Below are 15,769 nucleotides of genomic sequence, written 5' to 3'. Positions count from 1 at the left end.
AGGGTAATGAGTTATGCTCACGACATGCCCACCACGGAGAAGGTCGCCCGCACCGACGCGGGGCTCGCCTCGGAGCTGCGGCTCTCGGTGATGCGGCTGCGCCGCCGGCTGGCCGCGGAGCGCCACCCCGACAACGACCTGTCGATGAACGCCATGGCCGTGCTCGGCGCGCTCTTCCGTCAGGGCGACCTCACGGTGGGCGCGCTCGCCGCCCACGAGCGGGTGCAGCCGCCGAGCATGACCCGGGTGGTTAACGCCCTGGCCGAGCGGGGTCACGTGGACCGTCGCGCCGACGCCGACGACGGCCGCAAGGTGGTCGTGACGCTCACCGACCTCGGCCGCGCGACCGTGCTGGCCGACCGCCGCCGCCGCGACGAGTGGCTGGCCACCGCGCTGGCCTCGCTCAGCCCCGACGAGCGTGCCGCCCTGCGCGGCGCCGCCCCCATCCTCGAGCGGCTCGCCCGCCTCGACTGACGCCCCGCCCCCTGGACCCCGAAGGACTGATCGCTGCGTGAGCCCCACGTTCCGCGCCCTGGCCAACCACAACTACCGGCTCTACCTCGCCGGCAGCGTGGTCTCCAACACCGGGACGTGGATGCAGCGGGTCGCCCAGGACTGGCTGGTGCTCAGCCTCGGCGGCGGGGGCACGGCCCTCGGCATCACCACGGGCCTGCAGTTCCTGCCCGTCCTCCTGCTCTCCCCGTACGCCGGGGTCGTCGCCGACCGCTTCCCCAAGCGCCGGCTGCTCCAGGTCACGCAGGTGACGATGGCCGTCTGCTCGCTGGTGCTGGGCGTGGTCGCGGTGACCGGTGCGGCCCAGACGTGGCACGTCTTCGTGCTGGCCTTCCTCTTCGGGATCGGGTCGGCCTTCGACGCCCCCGCGCGGCAGTCCTTCGTCTCGGAGATGGTCGGTCGCGACGACGTCACCAACGCCGTCAGCCTCAACTCCGCGGCCTTCAACACCGCACGCATCGCCGGGCCCGGGCTGGCCGGGCTGATGATCGGCGCGCTCGGCGGCGGGGCCCGGGCGACGGGCTGGGTGATCCTGGTCAACGCCGTGTCCTACGCCGCGGTGATCTGGCAGCTGCAGCGCATGGACACCGCGCTGCTGCACACCACCGAGCTGCGCGGGCGCAACCCGGGCATGCTGCGCGAGGGGGTGCGCTACGTGCGCAGCCAGCCGAAGATGATGATGATCCTGGTGCTGGTCTTCTTCGCCGGCACCTTCGGGATGAACTTCCAGATCACCTCCGCGCTCATGGCCACCGAGGTCTACGGCCTGGGCGCCAGCGAGTTCGGCGTGCTGGGCTCGGCGATGGCGGTCGGCTCGCTGGTGGCGGCGCTCCTGGCGGCGCGGCGCACCCGGATCCGGCTGCGGCTGCTCGTGCTCTCGGGGGTGGGCTTCGGCGTGGCCAACATCGTGGCCGGGCTGCTCCCGTCGTACCTGGTCTTCGCCTGCTTCGTGCCCCTGATCGGCTTCTGCACCCTCACCCTGCTCAACTCCGCCAACGCCACCCTCCAGCTGGAGTCCGACCCGGCGCTGCGGGGGAGGGTCATGGCGCTCTACATGACCATCGTCATGGGCGGCACGCCGCTGGGCTCGCCCTTCATCGGCTGGGTGGGGGAGCACCTCGGCGCCCGGTGGACGTTGGTGGTCGGCGGTAGTCTCACCCTGGTCGGCGTGGCGCTCGCCGTGACGGTGCTCGTGCGGCTCAGTGGCGGGCTCCGCAGCGTTTTGACCGGGCTGGAGGCGCCGGGTAGCCTCGGTCATCGTGTCTGGGACAACCAGGCCGTTGCGCGTGCTCGGAAGTGATCGGCGGGTCCTGACCGTCCGGCCGCCTGCACGAAAGCCACCGTCACTCGGGCGACACGCCCGACCTCGGGGGTGAGCAACGCCGGTTGGCTCCGCACCACCCGGACATGCAGGACCTGCGCAGTCGACCTGCGCACGAAGATCGTGCCCGGCAAGGCGCCGCGCACTGAGAGCGACACAGAAGGGGAACCACCAGGTGCCCACGATCAACCAGCTGGTCCGCAAGGGCCGCGAGGACAAGGTGTCGAAGAACAAGACGCCTGCCCTCAAGGGTTCGCCCCAGCGACGCGGTGTCTGCACCCGCGTCTACACCACCACCCCGAAGAAGCCGAACTCCGCCCTGCGCAAGGTCGCCCGTGTGCGCCTGTCCAGCGGCGTCGAGGTCACGGCCTACATCCCGGGCGTGGGCCACAACCTCCAGGAGCACTCGATCGTGCTCGTCCGCGGCGGTCGTGTGAAGGACCTCCCCGGTGTCCGCTACAAGATCATCCGTGGGTCGCTCGACACCCAGGGCGTGAAGAACCGCAAGCAGGCGCGCAGCCGCTACGGGGCCAAGAAGGAGAAGAGCTGACATGCCGCGCAAGGGTCCCGCTCCCAAGCGGCCGATCGACATCGACCCCGTCTACGGGTCGCAGCTGGTCTCCCAGCTCGTGTCGAAGGTCCTCATGGACGGCAAGAAGCAGGTCGCTCAGCGCATCGTCTACGGCGCGCTCGAGGGCTGCCGCGAGAAGACCGGCACCGACCCCGTCGTCACGCTGAAGCGTGCGATGGACAACGTGAAGCCGGCCATCGAGGTCAAGTCCCGCCGCGTCGGTGGTGCGACCTACCAGGTCCCGATCGAGGTCAAGGGCACGCGCGGCACCACGCTCGCGCTGCGCTGGCTCGTCGGCTACGCCGCCGACCGTCGCGAGAAGACGATGTCGGAGCGCCTCATGAACGAGATCCTCGACGCCTCCAACGGCCTCGGTGCCGCGGTGAAGAAGCGCGAGGACACGCACAAGATGGCCGAGTCCAACAAGGCCTTCGCGCACTACCGCTGGTGACCACGGCGGAGTCCCTCACCTCGTGAGGGGCTCCGTCCCCACCGCACCACTCCCACTTTCTAAGGAACGCACTCACAGTGGCTGTCGACATCACCACGGACCTCAACAAGGTCCGCAACATCGGCATCATGGCTCACATCGACGCCGGTAAGACCACCACCACCGAGCGGATCCTGTTCTACACCGGCATCTCGTACAAGATCGGTGAGGTCCACGACGGCGCCGCCACGATGGACTGGATGGAGCAGGAGCAGGAGCGCGGCATCACGATCACGTCCGCCGCGACCACCTGCTGGTGGAAGAACCACCAGGTCAACATCATCGACACCCCGGGCCACGTCGACTTCACCGCCGAGGTCGAGCGCTCGCTGCGCGTCCTCGACGGTGCCGTCGCGGTCTTCGACGGTGTCGCCGGTGTGGAGCCCCAGACCATGACCGTCTGGCGCCAGGCCAACAAGTACTCCGTGCCCCGCATGTGCTTCGTCAACAAGCTCGACCGCACGGGCGCCGACTTCTTCCGCTGCGTCGACATGATGGTCGAGCGCCTCAACTCCACCCCCCTCGTGCTCCAGCTGCCCATCGGCGCGGAGTCGGACTTCCTCGGTGTCGTCGACCTGGTCGGCATGCGTGCCCTCACCTGGCGCGGCGAGACCAAGATGGGTGAGGACTACGAGGTCGAGGAGATCCCGGCCGAGCTGGCCGAGCAGGCCGAGGAGTACCGCACCAAGCTCCTCGAGACCCTCGCCGACGCCGACGACGCCATCATGGAGAAGTACCTCGAGGGCGAGGACTTCACCGTCGAGGAGCTCGAGGCCGCGATCCGTCGCGCCACCCTCGCCGACAAGCTCAACCCCGTCCTGTGCGGCACCGCGTTCAAGAACAAGGGCGTCCAGCCCCTGCTCGACGCGGTCGTCAAGTACCTGCCCTCGCCGCTCGACATCGACGGCATCGTGGGTCACTCGCCCAAGGACGAGGAGCAGGAGATCGTCCGGAAGCCCTCCGACGACGAGCCCTTCTCCGGCCTGGCCTACAAGATCGCCTCCGACCCGCACCTGGGCAAGCTGATCTACGTCCGGGTCTACTCCGGCAAGCTCGAGGCCGGCTCGACCGTGGTCAACTCGGTCAACGGCCGCAAGGAGCGGATCGGCAAGGTCTACCAGATGCACGCCAACAAGCGTGAGGAGATCGCGTCGGTCGGCGCCGGCCAGATCGTGGCGGTGATGGGTCTGAAGGACACCAAGACCGGTCACACCCTGTCCGACCCGCAGAACCAGGTCGTCCTCGAGTCGATGACGTTCCCGGCCCCGGTGATCGAGGTCGCGATCGAGCCCAAGACGAAGAGCGACCAGGAGAAGCTGGGCATGGCGATCCAGCGCCTCTCCGACGAGGACCCGACCTTCACGGTCAAGTCCGACGAGGAGACCGGCCAGACGATCATCGCCGGCATGGGCGAGCTCCACCTGGAGATCCTCGTCGACCGCATGAAGCGCGAGTTCCGCGTCGAGGCCACCGTCGGCAAGCCGCAGGTCGCCTACCGCGAGACCCTCCGCAAGGAGGTCAAGGGCCACAGCTACACCCACAAGAAGCAGACCGGTGGCTCGGGCCAGTTCGCGAAGGTCGTCATCAACCTCGGCCCCAACATCGACCCGGAGACCGGCACGGGTGCCGGCTACGAGTTCGTCAACAGCGTCTCCGGCGGTCGCGTCCCGCGCGAGTACATCCCGTCGGTGGACCAGGGCGGCCAGGAGGCCATGGAGTTCGGCGTGCTCGCCGGCTACCCGATGGTCGACGTGAAGTTCACCCTCGAGGACGGCGCCTACCACGACGTCGACTCCTCCGAGCTCGCGTTCAAGATCGCCGGCAACCAGGCCTTCAAGGAGGCCGCACGCATGGCCAAGCCGGTCCTGCTCGAGCCGATGTTCGCGGTCGAGGTCACCACCCCCGAGGGCTTCCTCGGCACGGTCATCGGTGACATCAACTCGCGGCGCGGCCAGATCCAGGCGCAGGAGGAGCGGCACGGTGACATGGTCATCAACGCCCTCGTGCCCCTGTCCGAGATGTTCGGGTACGTCGGCGACCTGAGGTCCAAGACCTCCGGCCAGGCGTCGTACTCGATGGAGTTCGACTCGTACGCCGAGGTTCCTTCGAACATCGCCGACGAGATCATCAAGAAGGTCCGTGGCGAGTGACCCTCTAGGGTTGCGCAGCGACAGATCCTCGGCACCACCCCCAGCAAGTACGAGTCAAGCAACAACCACCACAGGAGGAGCCCACCGTGGCTAAGGCGAAGTTCGAGCGGACCAAGCCGCACGTCAACATCGGCACCATCGGTCACATCGACCACGGCAAGACGACGCTGACCGCTGCCATCACGAAGGTGCTGCACGACAAGCACCCGGACCTCAACGCCGCTTCGGCGTTCGAGGACATCGACAAGGCTCCCGAGGAGCGTCAGCGCGGCATCACGATCTCGATCGCGCACGTCGAGTACCAGACCGAGAACCGCCACTACGCGCACGTCGACTGCCCCGGTCACGCCGACTACATCAAGAACATGATCACCGGCGCGGCTCAGATGGACGGCGCGATCCTCGTGGTCGCCGCGACCGACGGCCCCATGCCCCAGACGCGTGAGCACGTGCTGCTCGCCCGCCAGGTCGGCGTGCCCGCCCTGGTCGTCGCGCTCAACAAGTGCGACATGGTCGACGACGAGGAGCTCATCGAGCTCGTCGAGATGGAGGTGCGCGAGCTCCTCTCGGAGTACGAGTTCCCCGGCGACGACATCCCGGTCGTCCGCGTGGCCGCCTTCCCGGCGCTGCAGGGCGACGCCAAGTGGGGCGACTCGATCATGGAGCTCATGGACGCGGTCGACGAGGCCATCCCGACCCCCGAGCGTGAGACCGACAAGCCGTTCCTCATGCCCGTCGAGGACGTCTTCACGATCACCGGTCGCGGCACCGTCATCACCGGTCGCATCGAGCGCGGCATCGTCAAGGTCAACGAGGAGGTCGAGATCATCGGCATCCGCGAGAAGGCCCAGAAGTCGACCGTCACCGGTGTCGAGATGTTCCGCAAGCTGCTCGACGAGGGCCAGGCCGGCGAGAACGTCGGTCTCCTCCTGCGCGGCACCAAGCGCGAGGACATCGAGCGCGGCATGGTCGTCATCAAGCCGGGCACCACGACCCCGCACACCAACTTCGACGCCTCGGTCTACATCCTGTCGAAGGAGGAGGGCGGCCGTCACACGCCGTTCTTCAACAACTACCGCCCGCAGTTCTACTTCCGCACCACGGACGTGACGGGCGTCGTGACGCTGCCCGAGGGCACCGAGATGGTCATGCCCGGTGACAACACCGAGATGGCCGTCGAGCTGATCCAGCCCATCGCCATGGACGAGGGTCTGCGCTTCGCGATCCGCGAGGGCGGCCGCACCGTCGGCGCCGGTCGGGTCACCAAGATCACCAAGTGATCGACTGAAGCACCTGTGAGAGCCCCCAGCCTTCGGGCTGGGGGCTCTTGCGCGTCCGCACCACCCCAGCACCCGCACCAGCGCCAGCAACGCCGAGGAGAGACATGACCGACCGGGTGACCCCGGCCCGCCCCCACCTCAAGCTCACCGACGACGGCCGTCGGGTGCGCGAGGTGCTCAGCTACTCCCGGCGCGGCCAGCGCTTCACCCCGCGCCAGGCCGAGGCGTGGGAGGCCCACCACGACGGTCTGGTCGTGCCCGACGAGGCCGTCGACGACCCCGACTTCTCCTGGGCCGCCTGGTTCGGCCGGCAGGCGCCGATGATCCTCGAGATCGGCTCGGGCGTGGGGGAGGCCACCGCGGTCCTGGCCGCAGCGCGACCGACGTACGACGTGCTGGCGCTGGAGGTGTGGCGCCCGGGCGTGGCCGACACCCTGTGGCGGCTGGCCGAGACGGGGGCGACCAACGTGCGCCTCTGCGGGGTCGACGCCGTGTGGACCACCGAGCACCGCATCGCCCCGGGCGCCCTGGAGGAGGTCTGGACGTTCTTCCCCGACCCGTGGCACAAGAAGAAGCACCGCAAGCGTCGCCTGGTGGACGCCGACTTCGCGGCGCTGGTCGCCTCCCGCCTGCGCCCCGGCGGCGTGTGGCGCCTGGCCACCGACTGGGGCGACTACGCCGAGCAGATGGAGGCCGTCCTCGACGCCGAGCCCGCCCTGGAGGGCGGCGTCGTGGAGCGCTGGGGCGAGCGTCCGGTGACGAAGTTCGAGCGCAAGGGCGTCGAGGCCGGCCGGGACATCACCGACCTGGTCTACCGCCGGGTCTGACCCGACCGGTCGGCGAGGGTGCCGCGAGGGTCGCTGCGAGGGTTTCCCCGCTAGTCACCGGGTGTGCGTGCGGGAGAGGTTGTGCCCGACGACGTGGTGTCGTCCACCGTCCGCTCTCGGGACGTGTGTCCTACGTGGGGACCGGGACCCGGTCCTTGGAGGTCATGAAGATGGTCAAGCACGCAGCCCTGTCGACCGCGGCCCTCGCCGCGCTCGCCCTCGGTGCGGTCGGCGTCGCGGGCAGCCCCGCCGCCACCGCGCTCCCCGCCGGCTCCGACACCGTCGCCACCGCGCCGGCCGAGGCAGGCTCCGCCCCGCTGCTGCGCAGCTCCGACGCGATCTCCGGGCGCTACATCGTCGTGCTGAAGGAGGGGGCCGACAAGGTCCGCGCCGAGGCCGACGGCGCCGTCGCCGGCGAGGGCGGCAAGGTCACCGAGGTCTACGACGACCTGGGCGGCTACGCCGCGCGGCTGACCCCCGAGCAGCTCGACGCCGTGCGTGCCGACCCCGACACGCAGTTCGTGCAGCAGGACGCCGTGGTGACGATCTCCGCCACCCAGAGCAACGCCACCTGGGGCCTGGACCGCATCGACCAGCGCTCGCTGCCCCGCTCGGGCACCTTCACCTACAACGCCACCGGCTCCGGCGTGCGGGCCTACGTCATCGACACCGGCATCAACGCCTCGCACGCCGACTTCGCCGGCCGCGTCGCCGCGGGCGCCACCGCCATCAACGACGGCCGCGGCACCAGCGACTGCAACGGCCACGGCACCCACGTCGCCGGCACCGTCGGCGGCTCGACCTACGGCGTGGCCAAGCAGGTCACCCTCGTGCCCGTGCGCGTGCTCGACTGCCAGGGCTCGGGCGCCAACTCCGGCGTCATCGCGGGCATGGACTGGGTCGCCGGCCAGGGCGTGCGCCCGGCCGTGGCCAACATGAGCCTGGGCGGCCCCGCCGACAGCGCCACCGACGCCGCCATCCAGCGCATGGTCAACGCCGGTGTCACCACCGTCGTCGCGGCCGGCAACGAGAACCAGAACGCGTGCAACGTCTCGCCCGCCCGCGCCGCGTCGGCCATCACCGTCGGCGCCACGACGTCGAGCGACGCCCGTGCGTCGTACTCCAACTACGGCTCCTGCGTGGACATCTTCGCTCCGGGCTCCTCGATCACCTCGGCGTGGATCGGCAGCTCGACGGCCACCAACACCATCTCGGGCACCTCGATGGCCTCCCCGCACGTCGCGGGCGTGGCCGCGCAGTACCTCCAGACCAACCCCTCGGCCTCCCCGGCCACGGTGACCAACGCCCTCCTCGGCAACGCCACCACCAACGTGGTCTCCGGCGTCAACGGCTCGCCCAACCGCCTGCTCTTCACCAGCTACTGAGCAGTCGCCCCGCGCTGAGCCCCCGACCGACGCGGTCGGGGGCTCAGCCGCGTGCGGTGAGCCGCTGGCGCATCCGGGCCTCGCGCTCCAGGCGCGCGGTGTCGCGCTCGCGGCGCGCGGCCACGACGGCCACCAGGAACGCCTCGGGCGGGGTGCCGGGCGGCGGGGGCGGTGAGACGTGCGGGGCCACCTGCTCGGCCAGGCGCGCCGCCAGGCCCGCGCGCGCCGCAGGGTCCACCTGACCCATGCGCCCCAGCAGCTGACGCACGGCGACCGCGAGGCCCAGGGGCAGCGGCGCGATGTCGGCGCCGCGGGCCCACGCGGCGAGCGGTGGCGGCATCGGCAGCGGCGGCGCGAGCTGCAGACGCACCCGCTCGCGCACGACGTAGGTGCCCGCGGCGTAGTCGCCCAGCCGCTTGCCCCGGGAGCTGACCAGCGCGGAGAGGAAGGCCGGGGCCCCGGTGAAGGCGTAGACCTCCACGAAGCCGACCAGCGACCGCACGAAGGCGTGCTGGAAGGAGATCGGCCCGGCGTCGTCGCGCACCGTGCGCAGCCCCATCGCCCACTTGCCCGGCGACTTGCCGCGGGTGAGCGTCTCGACCGTGGTCGGCACGACCAGGAAGACCACGATCAGCGAGCCGATCATGCCCACGGTGGCGAGGGCCTGGTCGGCCTGCAGGGTCGCGGTGAGCAGCAGGAGCACGACGGCCACGAGCAGCGCCACGGTGACCACCACGTCGATGAGCCCCGACACCATCCGGGCGCCGAGCCCGGCCGCCGGCAGGTCGAGGGCGACCGCGTCGCCGGTGACGAGGTCGTCGGCGGTGAGGTGCGCGCGCTCGGGGGTCGACATCGCCGCCAGTCTAGGCTGGGCGCGTGGACCTCGACGCCTACGTGCAGGCGCACGCGCGCGACTGGCAGCAGCTCGAGGAGCTCGTGGGCCGCCGGCGCCTCGACGGGGCGGCCAGCGACGAGCTGGTCGAGCTCTACCAGCGCGTCGGCACCCACCTCTCGGTCGTGCGGGCCTCGGCCCCCGACCCGACGCTGGTGGCCCACCTCTCCTCGCTGCTGGCGCGCGCCCGCAACCGCGCCGTCGGCACCCGGGTCGGCTCGTGGCGCACGGTGGCGTCGTTCTTCGTCGACCGCTTCCCCGCCGCTCTCTACCGGCTGCGCTGGTGGTGGCTGGGCTGCCTGGCCGGCAACGTGGTGGTGACCGCGGTGATGATGCTGTGGCTGCTCGACAACCCGGTGGTCGAGCAGTCGCTGCTCTCGCCCGCCGAGGTCGACCAGCTGGTGCAGCAGGACTTCGAGGGCTACTACAGCGAGTACGCCGCTGGCAGCTTCGCCACCCAGGTGTGGGTCAACAACGCCTGGGTCGCCGCGCTCTGCATCGCCCTCGGGGTGCTGGGCCTGCCGGTGGTCTACGTGCTCTTCACCAACATCAGCAACCTCGCGATCATCGGCTCGATCATGCACCGCGCCGACCGGGGGCAGCAGTTCTGGGGCCTCATCCTGCCCCACGGGCTGCTCGAGCTCACGGCCGTCTTCGTGGCCGGCGGGGTGGGCCTGCGGCTGTTCTGGTCGTGGATCGAGCCCGGCGCGCTGTCGCGGGCGCAGTCGATCGCGCGCGAGGGCCGCACGGCGGGCACGGTCGCACTGGGCCTGGTCGTGGTGCTCCTCGTCTCGGGGGCCATCGAGGGCTTCGTGACGCCCTCGGGGCTACCCACCAGGGCCCGGGTGGGCATCGGCGTGCTCGCCGAGGCGGTGTTCCTCGCCTACGTCCTCGTGCTGGGCCGCCGCGCGGTGCAGCGGGGCCACACCGGCGACCTCGACGCCGCGCTGCTCGAGGACCGGGTCGCCACCCAGGCCTGAGCCCCTACAGCAGCCCGCGGGCCTTGAGCCCGAGGTAGTGGTCGGCCAGCGCGGGGGGCAGCCGCTCGGCGTCGGCGTCGACCACGTCGACCCCGAGGGCGCGCAGCAGCTCGGCGGTGCGGGTCCGGCGCTCGAGCACCTGCTCGGCCGCCGCGGCGGCGTACACCTCCTCGGCGGTGCCGCGGGCGGCGGCCAGCCGGTCGAGCGCGGGGTCGCGCACGGAGGCCAGCACCACCCGGTGGTGGCGCACCAGCACGGGCAGCACGGGCAGCAGGCCCTCCTCGACCGCGGCGGGCTCCAGCGGGGTCAGCAGCACGACCAGCGCCCGCTGCCGCCCCAGGCCGGTGACGGCGCCGGCCAGCGCGCGCCAGTCGGCCTCCACGATCACGGGCTCCAGGTCGGCCATCTGCTCCTGGAGCCGCGCCGCGACGTCGCGGGCCCCGGCCGCGCGCAGTCGGGCCCGCACGACCCGGTCACCGGCCAGGAGGTCGACCCGGTCGCCGGCGCGCGCGGCCAGCGCCCCCAGCAGCAGCGCGGCGTCCATGGCGGAGTCCAGGCGCGGCACGTCGTCGACGCGGCCGGCCGAGGTGCGCGAGGTGTCGAGCACGAGCACCACCCGGCGGTCGCGCTCGGGCTGCCAGGTGCGCACGACCACCGAGCGGTTGCGGGCCGTGGAGCGCCAGTCGATGGAGCGCACGTCGTCGCCGCGCACGTACTCGCGCAGCGAGTCGAACTCGGTGCCCTGGCCCCGCACCCGCACGGCGGCGCGCCCGTCGAGGTCGCGCAGCCGGGCCAGGCGGGAGGGCAGGTGCCTGCGCGACTCGAACGCCGGGAGCGCCCGCACGCTGCCCGGCAGGTCCGTCGTGGCCTGGCGGGCGACGAGCCCGAGCGGCCCCCAGCAGCGCGCGGTGACGCCGACGGCGCGCAGGTCGCCGCGCCGGCGCGGGCGCAGCGGGGTGCGGAGCAGGACCGTCGCGCCGCCGGCCAGGTCGAGCCGGTGCCGGTCGGGCCCGGCCCCGGCGGTGGGCTGCCAGGCGTCGCGCAGGACGCCGCGCACCCGTCGGCGCCCGTCGTTGCGCACCAGCAGCGCGCTCTCGACCTCCTCGTGCAGCCGGGTCGTCGGCACGGGCCGGCGCTCCAGGTGCAGGGCGGCGGGTCGCGCGGCGAGCAGGAGGTCGGCCGTCGCGAGCACGCCGACGACCAGCACCCACAGCCACACCGTGCCCACGGCGGGGCGCAGCACCACCGCGACCAGCCCGAGGGCCAGCAGCAGGGGGAGGCGACCGGAGACGGCCACGGCGCTCCTCAGCGCGGGACCGGCACGGAGCCGATCGCCGAGGAGAGCACCTGGCCGACGTCGACGCCCTCGAGCTCGGCCTCGGGCCGCAGCCCCAGCCGGTGCACCAGCGTGGCGTGGGCGAGGGCCTTGACGTCGTCGGGGGTGACGAAGTCGCGTCCGTTGAGCCAGGCCCACGCCCGGGAGGTCCTCAGCAGCGCAGTGGTGCCGCGGGGGCTGACACCGAGGCTGAGCGAGGGGGAGGTCCGGGTGGCGCGGGCGATGTCGACGATGTAGCCGACGACCTCCGGGGAGACCTGCACGGCGGCCACGGCAGCGCGTCCCGCGGCGACGTCGTCGGGGCCGGCGACCGGGCCGACGCCGGCGGCGGCCACGTCGCGAGGGTCGAAGCCCGCGGCGTGGCGGCGCAGCACCTCCAGCTCGTCGTCGCGCCCGGGCACCGGCAGCACCACCTTGAGCAGGAACCGGTCGAGCTGGGCCTCGGGCAGCGGGTAGGTGCCCTCGTGCTCCACGGGGTTCTGGGTGGCCGCCACCAGGAAGGGCACGGGCAGCGGGTGGGAGGTGCCGTCCACCGAGACCTGGCCCTCCTCCATCGCCTCCAGCAGCGCCGACTGGGTCTTGGGCGGGGTCCGGTTGATCTCGTCGGCCAGCAGCAGCTGGGTGAAGACGGGCCCCTCCCGGAAGCGCAGCTCACCGCCCTGGCCCTCGATCACCATCGAGCCGGTGATGTCGCCCGGCATCAGGTCGGGGGTGAACTGCACGCGCCGGGTGCCGACCGAGAGCGCACCGGCGAGGCTGCGCACGAGCAGGGTCTTGGCCGTGCCCGGCACCCCCTCCATGAGCACGTGGCCGCCGCACAGCAGGGCGACGAGCAGGCCGGAGACGGCGGCGTCCTGGCCGACGACGGCCTTGGCCACCTCGGCGCGGACCGCCGCGATGCGCTCGCGGGGGTCGCCGGTCGGGGCGGGGGTCCCGGTCAGGGGTCGGGGGGTGTCGGTCACGGGGTGCGTACCTCTCGGTCGAGCTCGGCCAGCGCGCCGGCCAGGGCGATCAGGTCCCGGTCGGTGCCGGGAGCGGGGGAGTCGGGGTCGAGCAGACGGGCGACGTCGGCCGCGGACCGGCCGGTGCGGGCGGCGACCTGCTCCGCGACGACGTCGGGCCCGGCGCCCACCGGGAGGCGCAGCCGGGCCGCACCGCGCCGTCGGGCGGCCTCGCGCAGCGCCCGCGCGGCGTGGCCGCGGTCGGAGGCGTGGTGGTAGAGCCGTCCACGGCTCAGGGTCGTCTCGACGGCGCTCACCGCCACCGGCAGCGGCTCGACCGAGAGCCGGCCCAGCCGCCGCCCGCGCCAGAGCACGACGGCCAGGAGCACGACCACGGCGAGCACGAGACCGGGTGCGGCCCAGCGGGGCACGAGCCCGGAGAGACCGACGGCGTCGCCACCCTCGAGGTCACCCGCCGACGGCACGTACCACACCAGGCGCTGCCCCTGGCCGAGCAGGCGCAGCGCCACCGCGGCGTTGTCGGCGCGCAGCACCTGGTCGTTGCTCAGCGCCTGCCCGGCCCCGAGGAGGGTCACGCCCCCGACCTCGGCCACCACCGCGCGTCCGCCGCTGCCGAAGCAGCCCGGCGCGTCGTACGCCGTGGCCGTGTCGGTGGCGAGCACGAGTCCGGCCAGCGCCGGGGTGCCGCACCCGGCGGCGAGCCCGTCGCCGGGGTCGACGGCCAGGGGCTCGGCGCCGAGGCCGAGGGCGTCGAGCGCTCCCGGGCGGGCGTCGACCACGACCAGGCGGCCGGGGGCGGCGGCGCGCAGAAGGCCCTCGGCCGTGCTGCGGCCCAGCGCCTCGGTGCCGGTGACGACCACGGTGGTGTCGGCGTCGACGTCGGCCGCGTCGAGCGCCGCGGCGTCGCGGGCCACCTCCACCCGCACGCCACGGTCGGCGAGCACCCGGGCCACGGCCTGCGCCCCGTCGGGGTCGGGGTTGTCGGGGTCGAGGGGGTCGGTGGTGCGGGCGCCGCCGCCGAGGAGCACGGCGACGACCACGGCGACCGCGAGGGCGGTCGCGACGACCAGGGCGGAGGTGTGGCGCCGCAGCCGCCTCACCGGCGCGCCCCGACCAGGGTGCCGAGGAGGTCGAGCACACCGCGCGCGGAGGCCTCGTCGGCGCGCCGCTCGCCGTAGCGCACCAGGTCGAAGGTCCGGGCGGCGGCTGCGGCCGCGTCGGCCAGCGGGGGGTGGCCCGCACCGAGGGCGTGGGCCACCTCGCGGGCCGTCGCCCCGGGGTTGTCGGCGAGCAGGCCGCGCTCGACCTCGCGCAGGGTGAGCGCACGGAAGGCCTCGACGACCACGTCGTCCCAGCGCCCGTCGGCCGCGGCGGCGTGCGCGCGGCGGGTGAGCTCGTCGGCTCCGACACCGGTGCCGGCGAGCACGGCGTCGTCGGGCCCGGCGAGGCGCGCCGACCCGCGCGTCCGCGAGAGGAGCCAGCCGAGGGCGAGCACGAGCAGCAGCGCCACGACGACGGCGGCGAGCGCGGTCAGCGGAGGCGCCCCCGACGCGGCGACCAGGGCGTCGTCGACGAGTCGCTGGAGCGCGTCGAGCACCTGCTGGAGCACGTCGCGCTCGTGGTACTCCGGGCGCAGCAGCTCCTGGCGCAGCGCCGTGCGGGCGTCGTCGGGGGAGGGGGTCGGCCCCGCCACGAGCAGCGGGGTCACGGCCGGGTGATCCCCGCCTGGGTCATCAGGTCGACGTCGTAGGCCTCGCGGCGGATGCGCAGGTCGAGGTACTGCAGCGCCGTGACGGCGGTGGTGAAGGGGGCCACGAACGCCGTGGAGACGACCGTCGACAGGGCCTGGAGCAGCACCAGGCCGAGCACCTGGTACTCCGGCCCGACCGCCAGCAGGGCGAGCTGTCCGCCGAAGGAGAAGGGCAGGGTGAGCACCGAGCTCGTCACGCCGGTGAGCACGACGGTGAGCAGCGCGATGCCGAAGGTGCGCCAGAAGGCGCCCCGGGTCAGCCCGTAGCCGCGGCGCAGGGCCTGGCGGATCGTGAGGCCCTCCATCATCAGCGCCGGCGCGGGCAGGTAGTAGACCCGGATCCAGAACCATGTCATGAACGCCACGAGGAGCAGTCCGCTGAGCACGGCGTAGACCACGACCTGCCAGGTGGCGGTCGACAGCAGCACGACGGGCACGTAGGTGGCGGCGTAGAGCGCCACCACCGTCAGCGTCAGCACGAGGAGGAGCGCGGCGAGGCCGACGAGCCGCAGCCGTTGGCCGGCCGTGGCCCGCCACGCCTCGCCGAGGCTCAGGCGGCGACCGACGGCGGCCGCGGCCACGACGTGGGCCACCATGCCCGCCACGAGGATGAGCCCCACCTGCTGCAGGAGCGCGCCGACACCCAGGGCGCCGAACGACCCGAGGAAGCCCACCACCGACTCCGTCGACGGCGAGTCGGCCGAGAGCAGGCTGAGGTCGACGGTGAAGGTGAGCACGCTGGTGACCAGCACGGGGACCACCATCGCCACCGCGGCGACCAGCACGGCGGCACCGACGGTGGCCTGCGGGTTGTGCCGGATCGTGCGGAAGGCGGCGTCGTAGAGGTCGCCCAGGCCCAGCGGGCGCAGCGGCACCGCGCCGGGCCGGTGCACCGGCCGTGGGGCCGGGGGCGGGCCCCACATGCCGGGCGGCGGGGTCGGACCCGGGGGAGGAGGGGCCCACCCCGGAGGCGGCGGGCCCCAGCCGCCGGGCGGCGGATGGCCGTGGTCGTTCGACATCGCTCTCCCGTCGTGCGTGCCCGGTCCGGCACGACCTGCGTGGGTCGCCATCCTCGCAGGTGGGCCCGATCGGCGGTGCTCGACCCGGCGCCCGACCCGACCTCCACCGGCGGCCGCCAGGACGATTTGGCCCCACCGGAGGGATCTGCCAAGATAGTCCGGTTGCTTCGGCGGGTTGCCGGGGTGCGCCACATCTTGACTACTGAATCGCGTCTCCGCTCCCTCGAGGGGCACCCAGTGATGGGGAGATCGGTGGTGGTCGGCCCGTGGCGGCACCGCACCAGGAGACCCGA

The 15,769-nt window shown here is 72.9% G+C and carries 15 protein-coding genes; 9 read left to right on the top strand and 6 right to left on the bottom strand.

What is annotated here, in order from left to right; translation table 11 throughout:
- Window positions 1-24 precede the first annotated feature (24 nt).
- From ASF50_RS14045 to ASF50_RS14010, 8 genes are all read left to right on the top strand, one after another.
- Window positions 25-474 carry a MarR family winged helix-turn-helix transcriptional regulator gene (locus ASF50_RS14045; protein ID WP_056904813.1) on the top strand — a complete coding sequence of 150 codons (450 nt, stop codon included), beginning with the start codon at window positions 25-27 and terminating at the stop codon, window positions 472-474.
- A gap of 37 nt (window positions 475-511) precedes the next feature.
- Window positions 512-1,813, top strand: a complete 1,302-nt coding sequence (locus ASF50_RS14040) for an MFS transporter (RefSeq protein WP_056904812.1) — start codon at window positions 512-514, stop codon at window positions 1,811-1,813.
- Window positions 1,814-2,009: 196 nt separating this feature from the next.
- On the top strand, window positions 2,010-2,384 hold the full coding sequence (gene rpsL, locus ASF50_RS14035) for a 30S ribosomal protein S12 (RefSeq protein WP_056862063.1): 375 nt from the start codon (window positions 2,010-2,012) through the stop codon (window positions 2,382-2,384).
- A 1-nt stretch (window position 2,385) separates the two neighbouring features.
- Window positions 2,386-2,856, top strand: coding sequence for a 30S ribosomal protein S7 (gene rpsG / locus ASF50_RS14030; RefSeq protein ID WP_056862064.1), 471 nt, complete (start codon window positions 2,386-2,388; stop codon window positions 2,854-2,856).
- Between the two features lie 77 nt (window positions 2,857-2,933).
- The gene (fusA, locus tag ASF50_RS14025; RefSeq protein ID WP_082499865.1) at window positions 2,934-5,045 is read left to right on the top strand and encodes an elongation factor G; all 2,112 of its coding nucleotides are present in this window, start codon (window positions 2,934-2,936) and stop codon (window positions 5,043-5,045) included.
- An 86-nt stretch (window positions 5,046-5,131) separates the two neighbouring features.
- Window positions 5,132-6,325, top strand: a complete 1,194-nt coding sequence (gene tuf / locus ASF50_RS14020) for an elongation factor Tu (protein ID WP_056862065.1) — start codon at window positions 5,132-5,134, stop codon at window positions 6,323-6,325.
- A 104-nt stretch (window positions 6,326-6,429) separates the two neighbouring features.
- Complete coding sequence (gene trmB / locus ASF50_RS14015) at window positions 6,430-7,152, top strand: tRNA (guanosine(46)-N7)-methyltransferase TrmB (RefSeq protein ID WP_056904811.1); 723 nt, start codon at window positions 6,430-6,432, stop codon at window positions 7,150-7,152.
- A gap of 170 nt (window positions 7,153-7,322) precedes the next feature.
- Window positions 7,323-8,537 (top strand): S8 family peptidase, encoded by a 1,215-nt coding sequence (locus ASF50_RS14010; RefSeq protein WP_056862838.1) that lies wholly within the window; start codon window positions 7,323-7,325, stop codon window positions 8,535-8,537.
- A gap of 43 nt (window positions 8,538-8,580) precedes the next feature.
- On the opposite strand, the gene ASF50_RS14005 is transcribed toward ASF50_RS14010, so the two are convergent.
- Window positions 8,581-9,390, bottom strand: a complete 810-nt coding sequence (locus ASF50_RS14005) for an RDD family protein (protein WP_056904810.1) — start codon at window positions 9,388-9,390, stop codon at window positions 8,581-8,583.
- A 23-nt stretch (window positions 9,391-9,413) separates the two neighbouring features.
- Between ASF50_RS14005 and ASF50_RS14000 the strand changes: the two genes are divergently transcribed.
- On the top strand, window positions 9,414-10,409 hold the full coding sequence (locus tag ASF50_RS14000; protein ID WP_056904809.1) for a stage II sporulation protein M: 996 nt from the start codon (window positions 9,414-9,416) through the stop codon (window positions 10,407-10,409).
- A 4-nt stretch (window positions 10,410-10,413) separates the two neighbouring features.
- Here the strand turns inward: ASF50_RS14000 and ASF50_RS13995 are convergent, their stop codons facing one another.
- From ASF50_RS13995 to ASF50_RS19290, 5 genes are read right to left on the bottom strand one after another with little or no spacing between them, the layout of a single operon-like run.
- Window positions 10,414-11,706 (bottom strand): DUF58 domain-containing protein, encoded by a 1,293-nt coding sequence (locus tag ASF50_RS13995; protein ID WP_056904808.1) that lies wholly within the window; start codon window positions 11,704-11,706, stop codon window positions 10,414-10,416.
- Between the two features lie 8 nt (window positions 11,707-11,714).
- Window positions 11,715-12,707, bottom strand: coding sequence for an AAA family ATPase (locus tag ASF50_RS13990; RefSeq protein WP_056862070.1), 993 nt, complete (start codon window positions 12,705-12,707; stop codon window positions 11,715-11,717).
- The gene (locus ASF50_RS13985; protein WP_056904807.1) at window positions 12,704-13,807 is read right to left on the bottom strand and encodes a DUF4350 domain-containing protein; all 1,104 of its coding nucleotides are present in this window, start codon (window positions 13,805-13,807) and stop codon (window positions 12,704-12,706) included. The genes ASF50_RS13990 and ASF50_RS13985 overlap by 4 nt, the downstream gene beginning before the upstream one ends.
- Window positions 13,804-14,415, bottom strand: a complete 612-nt coding sequence (locus tag ASF50_RS19295; protein ID WP_056904806.1) for a DUF4129 domain-containing protein — start codon at window positions 14,413-14,415, stop codon at window positions 13,804-13,806. Before ASF50_RS19295 ends, ASF50_RS13985 begins: the two co-directional genes overlap by 4 nt.
- Window positions 14,412-15,350: a hypothetical protein gene (locus tag ASF50_RS19290; RefSeq protein ID WP_056904805.1), complete on the bottom strand. Its 939-nt coding sequence runs from the start codon at window positions 15,348-15,350 to the stop codon at window positions 14,412-14,414. Before ASF50_RS19290 ends, ASF50_RS19295 begins: the two co-directional genes overlap by 4 nt.
- Window positions 15,351-15,769: the final 419 nt, after the last annotated feature.

This window comes from Nocardioides sp. Leaf307, assembly GCF_001423135.1.
In the GTDB taxonomy this organism is placed as follows: Bacteria; Actinomycetota; Actinomycetes; order Propionibacteriales; family Nocardioidaceae; genus Nocardioides; species Nocardioides kribbensis.
Note: the sequence above shows the minus strand (reverse complement) of the source record. Positions and strands in the feature narration are given on the sequence as shown.